This window comes from Arthrobacter sp. USHLN218 (assembly GCF_037144715.1).
Lineage (GTDB): Bacteria > Actinomycetota > Actinomycetes > Actinomycetales > Micrococcaceae > Crystallibacter.
The window spans coordinates 48,988-65,242 of the sequence record NZ_JBBCYT010000008.1 but is presented as its reverse complement, the minus strand read 5'-3'; the positions used below and the strand labels follow the sequence as shown (position 1 = coordinate 65,242).

Genomic DNA, 16,255 nt, shown 5'->3' with positions numbered 1-16,255 from the left:
TTCCCCCATGCCTACATTTGATCCGATTTTCGCGAAGGATCCGGGCAACCCCAACAACATCGCCCAGAACGCGACGATCACCATTTTCGATCCGGCCGACCCTGCCGGGACCCCGATCACGTTGACGAGCGTGGACGGGCAGGTGCTGCCTAACCCGATCCGTGTGGACGGCCGAGGCATGGGCCCGGCGTTCCAGCACGAAACCCTGTACCGGGTGGGCTGGGAAGGCGGCGGGCTGACCAACTACTTCACCTCCTACGAGGCGATGCACTCTGAGGCTGTGGCTGCACGGTCGGCAGCGGAGGGTGCTGCGATGACCGCGCAGGAAGCCGCCGAAGTCGCCGGGGCTGAAGCCGCGGCAGCCGCCACGGCTGGCGTCGATGCCGTGCTCTCCGGCGCGAAGGCCGACGTGGACGCAGCCGCCGCCGCTGTGGCCGCTTCCGCTCAGGCCGCAGCCGACGCCGCAGCGCTCGTGGACGCCCCCGCCGACCTCGCCATTGAGGCCGCGATCAAGGGCGCCAACAGCAAGACGGCCGCGGCACTAAATGCCACGACAGCGCAGGTGCGTAACGCTTTCGGTGCGGCGGCTGGGATTGACACCACGGGCGCGACTGATGCGACGGCGAAGTTGCAGGCCATTGTGGACGGTGCGGGCACGGGTGACGTAATCGTGCTCAAGGGCCGGTACCTGTGCAACTCCGCTGTCGTTGTCCCCGGCTCCAAGAGTCTGACGATTGATGCCAGTGCGGCGACGTTGGTTCGTGGCGGTTCGGACCCTTCCTTGTTCTTCAAGGGTAACTTCGACGCACAGCAGAGTGTGGCATCGGTGGACGGCGCGAAGACGGTTCTCACGTTGACGGGGGACGCGGTGGGGCTGGCACCGCTGGACATTGTGAAGGTCATTTCCGATGATCCGATCCCGGACGGACGCGCCGGCAATGGTGCGATTGCTCCCCGGTTGGGTGAGTTCGCTCAGGTCAAGACGGTGTCGGGGGCGACGGTCACGCTCACTGGGCCGCTGCGGGAAGCCTATGCGACAAATATTAGGGTGGCACGTTTGCAGCCTGGCACGGCGCGGCTGATCGCCCCCACTTTCGACATCTCGGCGGGCGTGGCCTCGGCTGGGACTCGCGGCGAAGGCGTCATCTTCGAGTCCCTGACTAGCCCGGTCATCGACCGGCCCCGCGTGCTGCGGAACGTCGGCCCGGCGTTCCAGTTCCGCTCCTGCAACGGCTACGTGGTGTTGCATCCTGAGGTGTTGCAGGCGCTGTCCAATTCGGGCACGAACGCGCTGGGCTACGGCGTGCATGATTCGTCCAGTAACTACGGGATCATTTTCGGCGGCACGTTCCGCAACAGTGTGGACGTGTACACGGACGGCACCGGGCAGGTTGATCCCGGCTCGGTGCAGACCCGATCCTACGGGCGCACGTTCAACACGAAGCTGATTGGTGTTCGGGCTGTGAATGTTACCGGCGTGGGGTTCTCCACCCACCACGACTCCGAGGGTGTCGAGTTCATCGGCTGCACCGCTCAGATGCCGGCTGACCGTCCCGGCTTCTCTTTGCGGGGGCGCGGGCATGCGGTGAAGTCCTGCACGGTGTACGGCGGCAACGTGGGCGTGGAGCTGTTCACCGAGACGACGAACACTGCACCGGGCGAGACTCGCCGCATACACGTCACGGACCTGACCACACGGGGAACGAAAACCGTTGCCAGCGTGTTCATTCGCAAGGGCACGCACCCGAACCTGGATCAGCGGGACACGGAAACGTCGCTGGTGCTGGAGGGCGTGGACGCGACCGGCGCGGAGAAGTTCGTTTACGCTGTCAACGGTACGGTGGTGGCCCGCAACTCTACTGTGGAGTTCGCCGCCACTACCCCGCAGTCACCTGTGGAGCTGTCGAATGCGTGGCTGACGTTGGAGAATGTCACCCTCGACTTTTCCAAGGTCACCAGCACGACTTCCACCCAGCAGCGCGTCCTCTACTCGGTCGGAAAGGATGCAACTCAGCGGTCCCGGTTCACCGTGGACGGGCTGCGTATCCTGTCGAACGCCTACTTCAGCGGCAGGCTCGGTTCCGGCCCCATCGTCACCGACGCCTTCACCGATGTCCAGGCGCGGCGCATCGTCACGGATCGGGCGCTGAACAAGATGCCCGGCACGATTGCGGAGTTGCCGGGGAACGTTGTGCAGTGGACCGCCGAGGCATCCGGGGCTGCACCGTACGCCAGCTCCAACAGCATGGATTACGCGAACGCGGCGCTGGAGGGTTCACTGCATGAACTGTTCCGGTCCCCGGACCCGCAGTTGTTTCTCATGGTCACGATCAACGATGGCGCACCTAAGACGCTGGGAGTGTTGCCGCCCGGGAAGTTCAACGGGCAGCGGCTCACGATCTACACGGCGTCGGTCGGCGGGCAAACCCTGACCGTCAAGCACGGCCCCACCTATGGCACGAACTTCCCCGGCTTCACCGATATTGTGCTGGGCACGGACACACAGTTGAACCTTGTGTGGATCGGCAGCCGCTGGCGGAAGGTGACCTAGCGGCGCGGGAAACGGAATAGCAGGTTGGTGGCAGGCACGGCTTGCGTCACAACGACGACGGCCCAGCCTGCCGCCAAACCTGCCGCAATCTCGACCGCCAGGACAACGGCCACGGAGTCTGTGAACCGTTCCGCGAGGGCTGCGGAGACGATCAGCACCGGGTAATGCATCAGGTAGAACACCAGCGAGTTCTCCCCAATGAACCGCAGCGGTGCGCTGAACCGTGTCGGCGGAACCCGCCGCGCCAAGGTGATCGCACCCAGCAGCGCCAAGCAGATAGCGGGGATGGTCAGCACCTCATAGCGGATTTGTCCGAACGTGAAGGCAAGCACCACCACGGCGGCGAACCCGAACAGGGCCGCGACATGGGCGACACGGGAGGACAGCAGCCCCTCAAGGACCTGCGGGTGATCGGCGAGCCACACGCCCGCCGTGAAGAACAACCCCAGGAACCCGAAAATCCGCAGGTCCGTCCACCCCGCGAGGGAAGCGGCCGACGCCAACACGAGGTAACCGGACGCGGGCAGCCACGCCGGAACCTTCCGGGTCACCAGTGCGACCATGTAGAACCCCAGCAGGTAATACAGGAACCACAAATGCTCAATGGGATTATAGGCGGCCCGCACGATGTCTGTGGGTTTCCAGTTGTCCCCGGTGACCGGTGACGCCGCGACGAACAGGGCGACCATCAGCATCGACCACACAAGATAGGGCCAGCCAACGCCACGCAATTTCCCTGTGAGGTACTGGCCCGCACCCTTGCCCAGTGAGCGGGGCACCAGCAGCCCGGACAGGAACACCATCGCCGGCATCCGCAGCGGGGAAAAGATCTCATTCCATAGGCTCAACCATCCGGGCGGGACCGTGTCGTTTCGGATCACGGTTTCCGCGTGGAACAACACCACAAGGACGATGGCGAGGCCGCGCAGCAGGTCCATCCACCCCATCCGGGAAGTTTGGGCGCGGACAGGTGATGAAAGCTTTCCCCCGAGAGTCATGCGGGAATCCTACAGGATTCCAGGCAACCCGGACATGATCCCCATATCGGACTGCGTCATGAACGCATACACGAAAGCGCCCGCGACAAGCAGCGCGAGAACCGCGAGACAAATGTTCTGAACCGGGCGGCTCACACTGAACCGCCGCATGTACCGCCTAAACCAACCCAACGAAGACGCCCCTTGAAAGCAATAACCCAACAGGGCCAATTCTAGGGCAACTAACACCCGGATTAGTGCCGTGACTTTTCGCGGCCCAACAACACCCACACACCCGACCCGCGCACGCCTTGGAGGTACTACGTGTGGAAACAGCAGCGGCCGGAATCTTCGGCTCCCTCCTCGGCTCGCTGGGAGTCTTCGGCGGCATCCTCGCGCTCCTCGTCCTCCTCATCTTTCTCTGGATGCGCTGGTCACGAGAACTCCGCCAAGACACCGAAACGGCGATCGCACGCAAAGCCCGCGACCTCGACCGGAAAAACGCCGAGATTGCTGAGCTGCACGACGAGCGCGACGACCTCAAACGGGAGAACAAGGAACTGCAGGCCGAAAACCGGCGGCTCTACAGCGAGCTCATGGAATGCAAATACCCCGGCGTCAAGTTCACCGAGGCCACGACCGAGGAGCACCCATGACTGACGAGCCCGAACGCAGGAAACGCGCCATCTCCCTCGACAGGAAACGCGCCATCGTGACCGTGGGCATCATCATCACGGTCGCAGTCCTAATCTTCGGCTCCTTCGGTTGGGGCATGTTCGCTGCCCAACGCGCCGAACAGGCAGCATCCAACGCGCAGACGCTGGCCGAGCAGGTCAAGCAGGCGTGCGCCACCGGGCAATTAGTGGTGGACGACCGCAACCTCTGCGCCAAAGCCGACCAGGTAGCCGCTGAACCAGCCCAACCCGTCGCCGGACCACCCGGACCCCAAGGCCCACCCGGGCCCGCAGGAACAGACGGAGCTGACGGCGTCAACGGGGCAGACGGAGCGGACGGCAGCAACGGATCCAACGGCAGCGACGGCGACCCCGGACCCGCCGGAATGGACGGCACAGACGGGACGGACGGCCAAGCCGGCCCGGCAGGAGCCGCAGGAGCCACCGGAGCGGCCGGCATGGCAGGCACAAACGGCAAGGACGGCGCCGCCGGAGCAACAGGGGCAACCGGCGCACAAGGACCACCCGGCCCCGCGGGCAAAGACGGAGCACCCGGCAAAGACGGCGCCGACTCCACCGTCCCCGGCCCACCAGGCAAAGACGGAGCCAACGGTGCAGACGGCATCAGCATCGTCTCAGTCGAATGCGTCGGCAACGGCGACTCGTCCCACTGGGTTGTCACCTTCTCCACCAACCAGATCCAAACCAGTGACGGACCCTGCCGCCTCAACCCCATCCTCCCAACACCCTAGGAGCCCAACATGGCACGACTGCCCGGCATGACACCGGCGCCGATCCCCGAAGAGCCGGACGAGCCCGACCACCACGACCACTACCTGTCCGATGAACAGTGGGGTCGGGTGCTGCGCGACGCCAAAGCCATCCGCGCCGAGTCGGACGAATCCGAAACGGACTACGAGGAACAGGACTTCGACGAAAGCGAGCTGAGCTAAATGGTCGCACCCGTCGTCAACCTACCCTCGGACAAGCACTCAGGCATCTCCGGGCTGGACACACAGTTGTTCTGCCAACACTCCGGAGAAACCCCCCTCCGCGGCGGCTATGCGGAATCACTCACCCGCAACAACAACGCCGACCCCAACTGGCAGGCGTCCTGGCCCTCATTCGTGGACCCCATCGCCCGCGTCCGGCAGATTGCATGGCCGAATAGCGCATGGACTCAGGGCTACGCCAACAACCGCGCCGTGGGCCTTGAGTGCGCCGGCTACGCACACTTCACCGCCGCGCAGTGGCTCACCGCCGAGGGCGTGAAGCAGCTCGAGAATCTAGCCCACGAATGGGTCTACTACTGGAAACTCGAAGAAGCCGCCGGCAACAAGATCCCGCTGCGCTGGCTCACCGACGCCGAGGTTGCCAAGGTCATGGCCGGCAACCGGGACATCAAAGGATTCTGCACGCACCGGCAGATCGACCCCGGCAGCCGATCCGACCCCGGCCCCAACTTCCCCTACGGTCGGCTGCTCAACCGCATCGCCGAACTCCTCGGCAAAACCAGCGCAACCGCAGCATCCACAACCAAGCCCACCCCAATCCAGACAGATTGGTTCGACACCTTGGACGAGAAGACCCTCACCAAAATCCTGGACACCCGCATCGACGCCGGCATCCAGCGCCTCCTCAACTACGACAACACAACACGCTCCGACCGCACCCTCTACGCGCTCCTCATCGACGGCGGACTCAACGCCACCGACGCGAAGAAGCTCATCGAGGCTGTACGCAAAGACGTGGCCGACATCAAAGCGCAGAACGCCGGACTCACCGCCGCTGTGACCGCGCTGGCCGAAGCAAAAGGCATCGACCCGGCCGCCATCACCAACACTGTGGAAACGTCCGTTAGAGACGCGCTGGCCGGCCTCAGCATCACACTCACCACAGAAGACGCCCCCGCCCCCAACGAGAAAGCCGAGGCCAACTAATGGCAGGGAAGTACGAAGCCGAAGGAACCGGACTGTCCGACTGGGTCACCCGCAAGAACATTTACACGGCCGCCATCGTCGTCGGTGCCGTCGTTCTCGCCGCGGCCATCACGTTCGGGCTCCTCACCCTCGAGGATGTCCAGTCATTCATCGACCTGGCGCTGCGACTGGTTAGCATCCTCGCCGGCATCGCGGTACTCGTCACCGCCGCACTCGCCCGCGCCAACGTCGAACCACCCGCACGGACACCCGAACGCTAGACCCACAAGCGCCCCCGAACCAACACGGTTCGGGGGCGCTATTTTTGTGCCCGAAATCAGGCGACTTCTACGGCTGGCAGCATCTCCAGTGCCTTCTCTGAAATCTCCGCGCCCCTGAAATGGGCGTCCGGCATGAGATGCGAGTACCTGTCAACCGTCGTTGTGATGGACTCATGCCCCAAGCGTCGGGACAGCTCATTGATCTGCATCCCGTGCGCCAACATGAGCGATGCATGAGTGTGTCTCGCGTCGTGGATCCGCGGCCGATTGCCCCGGCCTTTCGGGTAGCCGAGACTGTCCAGCCCTTTGGCCCAGAACTCATGGAAGGTTGAGTGGCGAATAGGTCCACCGTAGGACGTGACAAATACCAACCCATGCGGCCCGGCCTTCTCCACCAGCGGCCAGATCGTTCGGACGACCGAGTCCGCAAGCGATACCGAGCGCCTGGACTTCTTAGTTTTCGGCGGCCCGATGTAGAACCTGTTGTCGTCGTTCCGCTTCCACGCCCTCTCCACTCGCACGACTGGCGGATCCGCCCGCAACTGGAAGTCTGAACCCTTCAATGCCGTCGCCTCGCCAAACCTCATCCCGGTCCCGAATAGGAACAGCACGAAAGCGCGGTAACGCTCCGGCATGGCACCGACGACCCGCAACGATTCCGGCCCAGTCAGGAAGTTCATCTTCTCCTCAATGGCGTTATCGTCCGGCAGGTCGATCCACTTGCACGGATTGTCGCCGCGCCACTTCTTGCGGATCGAAGTTTCCATCGTCGCTGAGAGTGTGCCGTGATGGTTGGCTATCGTCTTCGCGGACATGCCCTTCGCTTGCATCTCGCGGATCCACATGACGATGTCCTCATGCTCGACCGCCGCCACGGGCAGCTTGCCCAGCCTGCCGCTGAAGTGGTTGTCAATCGCCCGCCGGTAGCGCCTGAGTTGGTCCGGGCCGGCACGGGTCAGCATCTCGATATGCCGCGCCATTGCTTCGGCCAGCGTCGGCCCGCCCATGTTGGCCTTCTCCAGCAGCGTCCCTACCGCCGTAAGTGAGTTCCCGTTGGACTCCACGAGCCGCTTGAAGTTCCTGGCCTCCTCCGGGCTGCCTACCGGATATGAGGTTTGTTTGCCTGTTTCACTGTCTCGCCACAGCACGGCGAAGACGCTTGTGCCGTCTGCCCGCTTGCGTTCTCTGATGCTTGCCATACCTCTAGTATCCAATCGGAAGGTAGGAAAAGACTAGGAGGCAGGGTGGCCTGTCAACATAAATGCCGATCCTGTCAACATGGCAAAAACGAGTCCCCCGGAATCCGCTAGATTCCGGGGGACTTTCGCTATTCAAAACGCGGAGGATGGGGGATTTGAACCCCCGAGGGCGTTAACCCAACACGCGTTCCAGGCGTGCGCCATAGGCCGCTAGGCGAATCCTCCAGGTGATTGCTCATGAAGAGCAGATACTAGGATACCCGACCGGGGCGAAAGTAACGAATCGGGTGACGCCCTCCCCGCCGGCATCCCCTGCCGGAACCCCTTCCACCCCGCCACCAGCCCCTCGAAACGGTCGGTTCCCGCGTGGCAGACTGGCCGCCATGGAGCCCATGGACTGCCTGGTCATCTATGTCCCGACCGACGCCGCACCCGCGGTCCGCCGGGCGATCGGTAATGCCGGCGCGGGCCGGCTCGGCAACTACTCGCACTGCTCGTTCAGCGCGGAAGGAACCGGCCGCTTCACCCCGCTCGCCGGAGCCACCCCGGCCATCGGCGCCGTCGGCACTCCGGAGGAGGTAGCCGAGACCCGGATCGAGGCGATCTACCCGCGCTCCCTGCGCCCCGCCGTCGTTGGTGCCGCCGTGGAGGCCCACCCCTACGAAACCCCCGCGTTCATGACCTTCCCGATCGACGTCAGCCTGCCGCCGGATGCCCGGGAAGGGGCCGCGGACTGAGCCGATTTCGGCCGCCCGTTTATCTCGGGTAAACTGTTTGTCGGCCCCTCATGTGGTGTCATCCTGTGAACTCCCCCAGGACCGGAAGGTAGCAAGGGTAAGCGGGCTCTGGCAGGTGCATGAGGGGTCTTTTCCGTCTGTCCACATGCAGCCGGCCGGAAGTGAAATGCCCCTACTGCAACCGATAGGGTTCTTACTGTGAGTACAGCCCTTTACCGCCGCTACCGCCCCGATTCCTTCGCGGACGTCATTGGGCAGGAACACGTCACCAACCCGCTGATGGCGGCGCTGCAGAAAAACCGGGTCAACCACGCCTACCTCTTCTCCGGCCCGCGCGGCTGCGGCAAGACCACCTCGGCCAGGATCCTGGCCCGCTGCCTGAACTGCGCCAAGGGCCCGACGCCGGAGCCTTGCGGCGAGTGCGACTCGTGCCGCGAGCTGGGGCGCGGCGGCCCGGGCAGCCTGGACGTCATCGAGATCGACGCGGCATCCCACGGCGGCGTGGACGACGCGCGCGACCTGCGCGAGCGCGCCACCTTCGCCCCGGTGCGCGACCGCTACAAGATCTTCATCATCGACGAGGCCCACATGGTCACGTCGGCCGGCTTCAACGCGCTGCTGAAAATCGTCGAAGAGCCGCCGGAGCACATCAAGTTCATCTTCGCGACCACCGAGCCGGACAAGGTCATCGGGACCATCCGCTCGCGCACCCACCACTACCCGTTCCGACTGGTGCCGCCGGAACCGCTGATGCAGTACCTGGAGCTGCTCTGCAACCAGGAGAACGTGCCCGTGGCTCCCGGCGTGCTCTCACTGGTGATCCGCGCCGGCGGCGGTTCCGTGCGCGATTCGCTCTCCGTGCTGGACCAGCTGATGGCCGGCGCCGGAGCAGCCGGGCTGGACTACGAGCTGGCCGTCTCCCTGCTCGGCTACACCCACGCTTCGCTGCTGGACGACGTGGTGGACGCCTTCGCCGCCGCGGATGCCTCCACCGTCTTCAGCGCGGTGGACCGGGTTGTCCAGACCGGGCATGACCCGCGCCGCTTCGTCGAGGACCTGCTGGAACGCTTCCGCGACCTGATCATCGTCAAGGCCATGCCGGAGAGCGCGCACACGATCCTGCGCGGCGTACCGGAGGACCAGATCGCCCGGATGCAGACGCAGGCCCACCAGCTCGGCGCCTCCGAACTCTCCCGCGCGGCGGACATCGCCAACGAGGCGCTGACCGAGATGACCGGCGCGACGTCCCCGCGGCTGCACCTCGAACTGCTGTGCGCCCGGATCCTGCTGCCCGCGGCGGACCAGGCCCAGCGCGGCGTGGCGGCCCGTGTCGACCGGATCGAACGCCGGCTCTCCTACGCCGGCGACGTGCCGGAGGCTCCCGTTTCGGCGGGCGCCGGTGCCACTAACGACGGCGGGGCCTCGCCTTCCGCGTCCGGCGCGCCGGGCTGGGGCGGTGCCGCGTCCGCGGGCTCCGGGGCCGCGCAGGTCCGCGAGATGCTCCGTGCGGCCCGTTCCGGCGGGCAGGCCGCCGAATCCCAGCAGGCCCAACGGCCCACCGTTCCCGCCGCAGCGCAGCCCGCCGCCCAGCCGGCTCCCGCGGCCGTTCAGCCGGCTCCTGCCGCCTCCGCCCCGGAGCAGTCGGCGCCGGCCGCCTCTGCGGCGGCGCAGGCAGCACCCGACGCTGCTGCCCCATCGGAACCGGCCGCCCCGCAGGCACCCGGCGCCCCCGAACAACCCGCGGCCCGGACCGCCCAAGCCGAGCAGGGCTGGAATTCTGCGCCCGCGCAGCAGGACCAGCGGTCCGCAGCGGAACCGCAGCGCCAGCAGGCTTCCCCGCAGCGCCAGCCAGCCTCCCCGCAGCGCCAGTCAGCCTCCCCGCAGAGCCCCGCCGTGCCCGAGCCCGCCACCGACTCGTCCCGCGACTGGGGCGGAGCCTGGGGCGTTGTCCCGGAGCCCGAGCCCGCGCGGGCCGCCCCCGATTCCATGCAGCGGCCGGAAAGCCAACCGAATGACGGCGGCCGGCCCGGTGGACTGGCACAGCAGGCGCCTGCATCCCAGCCCAACCCGATGGGCCAGGCACCGCAGAACCAGCGGCCGATGGCGCCGCAGAACACCGGCCGGCCAGCCGGTCCTGCAGCCGGCCAGCAGCAGCCGCGCCCCGTCGACGGCGACCGCGCAGCCGGACCGGCACAGCAGCAACGGCCCGCTGCGCCCCAGAGTCCCGCGGAGCAAGCCGGACCGAGCCAGCAGCCGACGCCGCCCCAACAGCCCGCCCAGCCGTCCGGCCCCGCGGCGGCTCAGCAGCAGCCGCGCCACGATGCCGGCCAGCAGGCGGGTCACCCGCGCTCCGGCGCGGCAGGATCGGTCGAGATGTTCCGCCGCGCCTGGCCGGAAATCATGGACGTCCTGAAGTCGGAGAAGAAGTTCCTCTGGATGACGGTCGAGCCCAATGCCTCACTGGCCGGCTTCGACGGCCGGACCCTGACGGTCGCCTTCTCGAACACCGGCGCCATGACGGCATTCTCGAGCAAACAGGAGAACGCTGGCCTGCTAAGGCAGTGCATCTTCAAGGTACTCGGGACCGACGTCCAGCTTGATATCACGGCCGGTGGCTCCGGGTCGGCGGGTGAGTCCGGCCCAAAAGCCGCTAGCCGGCCCCAGCCGGCAGCCGGTCCGCAACACCAGCCTGCCACTGCACCATTCGCTGCCTCCAACCCGGTAAGCACGGCTTCCGACGAGCCGCGGACAAACGCCCCGGCTCCGGTCGACGACGCGCTGGCCGCGGCCACCCGGGCTCCCGCTCCGGCTCCGGTCCATGAGCCGACTCCGGCCAATGCCCCTGCGTCCGGCCCCGCCCCGGCTGACGGTTACGGTGCTTCCGGCTCGGGTTCACCCAGCGGATCGACAGCGCCCGGCGCCATGTCTGCCGGCTGCCCCCCGTCGCCTGCCTACTCGGCGGCAAGTGCGACCTCGGCTGCGAGCGCCAACTCCCCCGGCATGCCGGGCCCAGCAGCGCCGTCGTCGGCCCCCTCGGCCGCGCCTACCGGCATGCCTCAGAGTTCTGCCGCTTCTGCTGCTCCGGCATCGACAAGCCAGTCCGCCCGGACAGCACCTGCGGCCCAGAGCACAGCGTCGACGAACTGGTCATCCAGCCCTGCCCCATCGACGGTTTCGGCATCGACCGGCCAGTCTGCGCACACCGCACCTTCAGCTCCCTCGGCAGCCTCCGGATGGTCGAGCCAGTCCGCCCACACGGCGTCGTCGGGCCAGTCGGCGAACACGGCGTCGTCCGGCCAGTCCGCCCAGACAGCGCCCTCGGCCCAGAGCGCGGCGTCGGCGAACTGGTCACCCAGCTCGGCTCCGTCTGCCGCGAGTGCGGACTCTGCAAGCGGTATGCAGCACGCCGGCGCAGGTGCACCCGCTCCGGCCCAGGTGCAGACTCGTCCCGTGAACGTGCCGCCGCCCGTGCCTGGCGAACAGCCCGTCTTCGCGCACCTCGCCAACCGGCAGCCCCAGGCCTCCCAGCAGCCAGCCAAGCCGGCGCAGCCGAGTAAGCCGGCCGCGTCTGCGCAGGAAGGCCGCGTCTGGGAACCGCCCCGGTCTGCCGCACCGCCGAAGAACGAGGGACAGGTGTGGGAACTGCCGCATGCGTCCCCGGAGGCCGCGTCGGTTCCGTCGTCGCCCTATGACGACATCCCCTTCGCCGACGAGGAGCCGCCCTCGGACGAGTGGGACGGCCCGCCGCCGGAGGATCCGGGCTTCGGCCGCCGGATGCCTCAGGCCGCCCCGGCCCGGAACGTATCGTCACCAGCCCCGGCCCAGCCGCCGGTTAGCGGACCCGCCGCGGCCGCGGCCCCGCCGTCGTCGGTCAACCGCCCCGTTGCCGCTGCGCCCGCCGCCACCGCACCTGCCTCCCCCATGCCGCCCGCGCCCGAAGCGGTCCCCGCGCAGCCCGAGCCGGGCAAGCCGATGAGCCGCTACCAGATGCTGCTGCAGCAGGCCCGGGCGGCCGAGGCGCGGAACCGTCCGGCGGAACCGGCCCAAAACGGTCAGCCCGGTGGCATAAGCTTGAGCTACGTCGAGGACATCCCCAGCGAGGACGATGTAGCCATCGAAGATTCCGGGCTGGTGGGCCGCGCCGCGATTGAGCGGATTCTGGGCGGCCGGCTGGTGGAAGAACGGAGCCTCGACGGTTCCTAAAGCAGGTCAGGAGATTGAGGATCAGTGTACGAAGGCGCCGTCCAGGAGCTAATTGACGAGCTCGGCCGGCTCCCCGGCATCGGGCCGAAGTCGGCGCAGCGAATCGCCTTCCACATCTTGGAGGCGGATCCGGAGGACATGAAGCGGCTCTCCGAGTCGATCACGAACGTCAAGGAGCGCGTGAAGTTCTGCTCGGTCTGCGGCAACGTGTCCGAGCAGGAAACCTGCAACATCTGCCGCGATCCGCGCCGCGACCCGACCGCGATCTGCGTCGTGGAGGAGTCCAAGGACGTCATCGCGATCGAACGCACCCGGTCCTTCAAGGGGCGCTACCACGTGCTCGGCGGCGCGATTAACCCGATCGGCGGCGTCGGCCCCGAGCAGCTGCGCATCCGCGAACTGCTCAACCGCCTCTCGGACGGCCAGATCCAGGAAATCATCATCGCCACCGACCCGAACCTCGAGGGCGAGGCCACCGCGACCTACCTGGCCCGGATGCTCAAGACCATCGGCATCACCGTCAGCCGGCTCGCCTCCGGGCTGCCGGTCGGCGGCGACCTGGAGTACGCGGACGAAGTGACGCTGGGCCGTGCCTTCGAAGGCCGCCGCAACCTGACCTAGGCAAAGCACGACGGCGGACCGGCACGTTGCGTCCCGGTCCGCCCGACTGCCTGCCCTACACGGACGCGTTCACGGCAGTGCACGATGGCGCGGCAGCCGCCAGATGCGCACCGACGGCGTAGGCGCGGACCACAGCCGAGCCCAGCGTGGCCCCGCCGCCCGGATAGTTGTTCCGGAAGACTCCCGCGGAGACATTTCCTGCGGCGTAGAGCCCCTCAATCGGGAGCCCGGCGCGGCCCAGCACCCGCCCGTGCAGGTCGGTGGCCAGTCCACCCGACGTACCCAGCACACCGGCGCGGAGCGGAACCGCGAAGTACGGCCCCCGGCGCAGCGGGGCCAGGCAGGGGTTCGGGTGATTCGATTCGTCTCCGAGGAACCGGTCCTGCGGGGTGGCACCGCGCCCGAATTCGGTGTCCACGCCCTGCTCTGCATCCGCATTGAAGCGGTCCACGGTCTGCTGCAAGGCGGCGGCATCGACGCCGATAGCCCGCGCGAGTTCACCGATGGTTTCCGCCCGCGTCATCCAGTCCTCCGGCTGTCCCGGCGTGGAACCGGCCAGCGGGTATTTATCCAGGTAGTCCGAGTCGAAAACGAGCCACGCCGGATTGTTCTCCTGGCGCAGCGAATGGGGATCGATGTTCGCCAGGACCCGGCTGGCGTCATGGTAGTTCAACGCTTCGTTGACGAAACGCCGGCCCGACGCGTTGACCGTGATGGAGCCGGGAAGGGTCATCTCCACGTTGCCCATCCTGCCCGACGGCTTGCCGTCATAGCTCTGCCGCGGCGGCGTGAGGACGGGAACGCCCCACACTGCAGTCATGTCCGCCACGGAGGCACCGGCGGCAAGGCCAAGCTCCATGCCGTCGCCTTCGTTGGAGGGAGCGCCGATCGGGACCACGGTCAGGGGCAGGAAAGCGCGGCGGAGCCGTTCGTTCCACTCGAAGCCGCCCGAAGCAATCACTACGGCGGCGGCACGGACCGAGGCCGCACCGCCGTCGACCTCTACCGTCCACCCACCGTCTTCACGGCGGAACAGGTCCGTCACCGGAGCTGCGACGGCAATCGTCACGCCCTTGTCCAGAGCGCTGGCGGCGAGGCTGCCCGCCAAGGCGCCGCCCATGGTCCGCACACCTGTGGCGGCGCGTGCGCTGAGCAGGTCCGGGTCGGGGGCACGGCCATTCAGCTCATCACGTTCCGCCATCGTGAGCAGCGGGAAGTACGACGACGGGCGAACCAGATCCGCAAGGCCGGGATGGTCCGGAGCCGAGAAAGCCTGGTTGTCCAGACCGCGCCCGCCGTTCGCCGCGCCCACCCACTCCATGTGGTAATCGGGGCGGGCCAGCGGCGTCAGCGACACCCGCGTGCACCGGTCCAGGTAGTCGACGGCTTCGGGTGCTGTGCGTACATACCAGTCGATACTCTGGCCGTCCATGACATGTCCGGCGGCGGCACGGAGGTAGGCAACCCCGGCCTCATGGGAGTCGCTGAATCCTGCCTCCGCGGCAAGACGGTTGTTCGGAACCCAGATGACGCCTCCGCCGGCCGCGGTGGTGCCTCCGAGCTGGCGCGCCTTCTCCAGCACCAGGACCGACAGGCCGGCATCCGCGGCCCGGCAGGCTGCCGTGAGCCCTGCGGCCCCGGAGCCCATCACCACGACATCGTAGTCCGGGGCGATCTCTGCAAGGGCAGCGGCGGGACTTGTCCGGGACGTGGTCATCGTGCCTCCACTACTTGGCGGGCTTCTGCGGGGACGGTGTCTGCGGCGGGGAGATCCACCACGATCTTGCCTGCCTGCTCGGCCGGATCGGACATGGCTTGGAACGCTGCGCTGATGTCAGCCAGCTGGAAGCGGTGCGTAACCAAACGGCGCACCTGGTCCTGGTGGGCTGCGATGAGGCTCAGTGCGTCGGGAATCAGGTTGCGGCTGTTGCGGCTGCCGCGGATGTCCAGCTCCTTGAACGGCACGTCCCTCAGGGAGAGCTGGGCGGACCGGGTGGAAATGCCCACCTGGACGATGCGGCCGGTCGGGGCCGCGAGGCGAACTGCGTTCTCGAAGGAAGCCGGAACCCCGGTGGCTTCGATGACCAGCGTGGGACCGGCGGCAGTACACGCCCGGTCGAATGCCTGCTGCTGGCCGGGCGTGGGGAAAGGTCCCGCGCCCACCAAGAACCCGGTGGCTCCCAGGCTTTCCGCCAGCTGCAGGCGGGACGGCACGGTGTCCGCCGCCAGCACGGCGACGCCCAGTTCCGCCAGGTACAGGGTGGCAAACAGGCCGATCGGGCCGCAGCCAAGTACCAGCGCCGTCTCGCCGGGCACCGGTTCGCCGCGGTTGACGGCCTGCATCGCGATGGATGCCGGCTCGCCCAAGGCAGCGAGCCCGAGCGGAAGTCCCTCGGGCAGGACGCAGAGTTTGTCCAGGGGGACGCGCACCAGTTCCGCCAGGGCCCCGTCCTCATAGCAGCCAAGGCAGGATATCGATTCACAGACGTTGTAGCGGTCGGCCCGGCAGGGGCCGCATTCGCCGCAGTAGACCATCGGGCTGACGGCGACCGGCGTTCCCGGTGCAGGAGCCGCGGGATCCTCGGCGGCGGGCCAGACCTCTTCGACGATGCCGGAGAACTCGTGTCCCTGCACCAGCGGCAGGCCTGCGGGATAGTCGTCGTCCCAGATGTGCAGGTCGGTGCCGCACAGCGCAACGTGGTGGACCCGAACCAGTGCGTGGCCGGGCAGCGGGGCCGGACGGGGGTCCTCGCGCAGTTCGATGGTTCGGCGGGCGACAGTGTGGGCGCGGAGCATCAGAGCTTGTCCTTTCCGAAGAACACGTCCCAGCGAAGGACCGAGCGCTTGGCGATGAGCCCTTCCTCTGCGAATGGGTCGCCGTCCATCAGCGTGAGCACGTCCTGCTCGTCGTCGCCGGTCACCACCAGCAGGGCGCCGGCGCCGCTGTCCACCGGCCCGCTGATGCGGAGGCGGCCGTCGTCGTACTGCTGCTGGAGGAATTCGACGTGGCGGGGACGGACCTCGTCACGGGCTGGCGCCGTAGTGGCATCGTAGGTGTAGCTCAGGGCAAAAGCGGGCATGGTTTTCCTTCCG

At 67.2% G+C, this 16,255-nt stretch carries 14 protein-coding genes, 1 tRNA gene and 1 other RNA gene; 10 read left to right on the top strand and 6 right to left on the bottom strand.

The window, feature by feature from the left end:
* The first annotated feature begins 7 nt into the window (after positions 1-7).
* A complete protein-coding gene (locus WFH44_RS17255) occupies positions 8-2,551 on the top strand; it encodes a hypothetical protein (RefSeq protein WP_336715322.1) in 2,544 nt (847 codons plus the stop codon).
* Here WFH44_RS17255 and WFH44_RS17250 read toward each other — a convergent pair.
* Positions 2,548-3,489, bottom strand: a complete 942-nt coding sequence (locus WFH44_RS17250; RefSeq protein WP_336715320.1) for an acyltransferase — start codon at positions 3,487-3,489, stop codon at positions 2,548-2,550. The genes WFH44_RS17255 and WFH44_RS17250 overlap by 4 nt on opposite strands.
* Positions 3,490-3,854: 365 nt before the next feature.
* Between WFH44_RS17250 and WFH44_RS17245 the strand changes: the two genes are divergently transcribed.
* The 5 genes from WFH44_RS17245 to WFH44_RS17225 are packed head-to-tail and all read left to right on the top strand — an operon-like array spanning position 3,855 to position 6,402.
* Entirely contained in the window at positions 3,855-4,184 is a 330-nt protein-coding gene (locus tag WFH44_RS17245; RefSeq protein ID WP_336715319.1) for a bZIP transcription factor, read from the top strand.
* Positions 4,181-4,954 (top strand): hypothetical protein, encoded by a 774-nt coding sequence (locus WFH44_RS17240; RefSeq protein ID WP_336715317.1) that lies wholly within the window; start codon positions 4,181-4,183, stop codon positions 4,952-4,954. Before WFH44_RS17245 ends, WFH44_RS17240 begins: the two co-directional genes overlap by 4 nt.
* A gap of 9 nt (positions 4,955-4,963) precedes the next feature.
* The gene (locus tag WFH44_RS17235; protein ID WP_336715315.1) at positions 4,964-5,155 is read left to right on the top strand and encodes a hypothetical protein; all 192 of its coding nucleotides are present in this window, start codon (positions 4,964-4,966) and stop codon (positions 5,153-5,155) included.
* Entirely contained in the window at positions 5,156-6,142 is a 987-nt protein-coding gene (locus WFH44_RS17230; protein ID WP_336715313.1) for an N-acetylmuramoyl-L-alanine amidase, read from the top strand.
* Positions 6,142-6,402, top strand: coding sequence for a hypothetical protein (locus WFH44_RS17225; RefSeq protein ID WP_336715311.1), 261 nt, complete (start codon positions 6,142-6,144; stop codon positions 6,400-6,402). The genes WFH44_RS17230 and WFH44_RS17225 overlap by 1 nt, the downstream gene beginning before the upstream one ends.
* A gap of 56 nt (positions 6,403-6,458) precedes the next feature.
* Here the strand turns inward: WFH44_RS17225 and WFH44_RS17220 are convergent, their stop codons facing one another.
* Positions 6,459-7,601, bottom strand: coding sequence for a tyrosine-type recombinase/integrase (locus tag WFH44_RS17220; protein ID WP_336715309.1), 1,143 nt, complete (start codon positions 7,599-7,601; stop codon positions 6,459-6,461).
* A gap of 140 nt (positions 7,602-7,741) precedes the next feature.
* Positions 7,742-7,826 (bottom strand) — tRNA-Ser (locus WFH44_RS17215).
* 158 nt (positions 7,827-7,984) lie between these two features.
* Here WFH44_RS17215 and WFH44_RS17210 point away from each other — a divergent pair.
* The 4 genes from WFH44_RS17210 (at position 7,985) to recR (ending at position 13,162) form a co-directional block, all read left to right on the top strand.
* Positions 7,985-8,338, top strand: coding sequence for a hypothetical protein (locus tag WFH44_RS17210; protein ID WP_442892928.1), 354 nt, complete (start codon positions 7,985-7,987; stop codon positions 8,336-8,338).
* A 39-nt stretch (positions 8,339-8,377) separates the two neighbouring features.
* Positions 8,378-8,473, top strand: an RNA gene (ffs, locus tag WFH44_RS17205) — signal recognition particle sRNA small type.
* A 63-nt stretch (positions 8,474-8,536) separates the two neighbouring features.
* Positions 8,537-12,541 (top strand): DNA polymerase III subunit gamma and tau, encoded by a 4,005-nt coding sequence (locus WFH44_RS17200; RefSeq protein WP_336715307.1) that lies wholly within the window; start codon positions 8,537-8,539, stop codon positions 12,539-12,541.
* A 24-nt stretch (positions 12,542-12,565) separates the two neighbouring features.
* Positions 12,566-13,162: a recombination mediator RecR gene (gene recR / locus WFH44_RS17195; RefSeq protein ID WP_336715305.1), complete on the top strand. Its 597-nt coding sequence runs from the start codon at positions 12,566-12,568 to the stop codon at positions 13,160-13,162.
* A gap of 55 nt (positions 13,163-13,217) precedes the next feature.
* Here recR and WFH44_RS17190 read toward each other — a convergent pair whose 3' ends face one another.
* The 3 genes from WFH44_RS17190 to WFH44_RS17180 are packed head-to-tail and all read right to left on the bottom strand — an operon-like array spanning position 13,218 to position 16,242.
* Complete coding sequence (locus tag WFH44_RS17190) at positions 13,218-14,879, bottom strand: FAD-dependent oxidoreductase (RefSeq protein ID WP_336715303.1); 1,662 nt, start codon at positions 14,877-14,879, stop codon at positions 13,218-13,220.
* Positions 14,876-15,958, bottom strand: coding sequence for a zinc-dependent alcohol dehydrogenase (locus WFH44_RS17185; protein ID WP_336715301.1), 1,083 nt, complete (start codon positions 15,956-15,958; stop codon positions 14,876-14,878). The genes WFH44_RS17190 and WFH44_RS17185 overlap by 4 nt, the downstream gene beginning before the upstream one ends.
* Complete coding sequence (locus WFH44_RS17180) at positions 15,958-16,242, bottom strand: YciI family protein (protein ID WP_336715300.1); 285 nt, start codon at positions 16,240-16,242, stop codon at positions 15,958-15,960. The genes WFH44_RS17185 and WFH44_RS17180 overlap by 1 nt, the downstream gene beginning before the upstream one ends.
* Between the last annotated feature and the right edge of the window lie 13 nt (positions 16,243-16,255).

Excerpts from the sequence above, each read along its gene's own strand:
- WFH44_RS17255 (WP_336715322.1), top strand. The coding sequence starts at position 8 with ATGCCTACATTTGATCCGATTTTCGCGAAGGATCCGGGCAACCCCAAC.
- WFH44_RS17250 (WP_336715320.1), bottom strand. The coding sequence starts at position 3,489 with ATGGACCTGCTGCGCGGCCTCGCCATCGTCCTTGTGGTGTTGTTCCAC.
- WFH44_RS17240 (WP_336715317.1), top strand. The coding sequence starts at position 4,181 with ATGACTGACGAGCCCGAACGCAGGAAACGCGCCATCTCCCTCGACAGG.
- WFH44_RS17235 (WP_336715315.1), top strand. The coding sequence starts at position 4,964 with ATGGCACGACTGCCCGGCATGACACCGGCGCCGATCCCCGAAGAGCCG.
- WFH44_RS17230 (WP_336715313.1), top strand. The coding sequence starts at position 5,156 with ATGGTCGCACCCGTCGTCAACCTACCCTCGGACAAGCACTCAGGCATC.
- WFH44_RS17225 (WP_336715311.1), top strand. The coding sequence starts at position 6,142 with ATGGCAGGGAAGTACGAAGCCGAAGGAACCGGACTGTCCGACTGGGTC.
- WFH44_RS17220 (WP_336715309.1), bottom strand. The coding sequence starts at position 7,601 with ATGGCAAGCATCAGAGAACGCAAGCGGGCAGACGGCACAAGCGTCTTC.
- WFH44_RS17210 (WP_442892928.1), top strand. The coding sequence starts at position 7,985 with ATGGAGCCCATGGACTGCCTGGTCATCTATGTCCCGACCGACGCCGCA.
- WFH44_RS17190 (WP_336715303.1), bottom strand. The coding sequence starts at position 14,879 with ATGACCACGTCCCGGACAAGTCCCGCCGCTGCCCTTGCAGAGATCGCC.
- WFH44_RS17185 (WP_336715301.1), bottom strand. The coding sequence starts at position 15,958 with ATGCTCCGCGCCCACACTGTCGCCCGCCGAACCATCGAACTGCGCGAG.
- WFH44_RS17180 (WP_336715300.1), bottom strand. The coding sequence starts at position 16,242 with ATGCCCGCTTTTGCCCTGAGCTACACCTACGATGCCACTACGGCGCCA.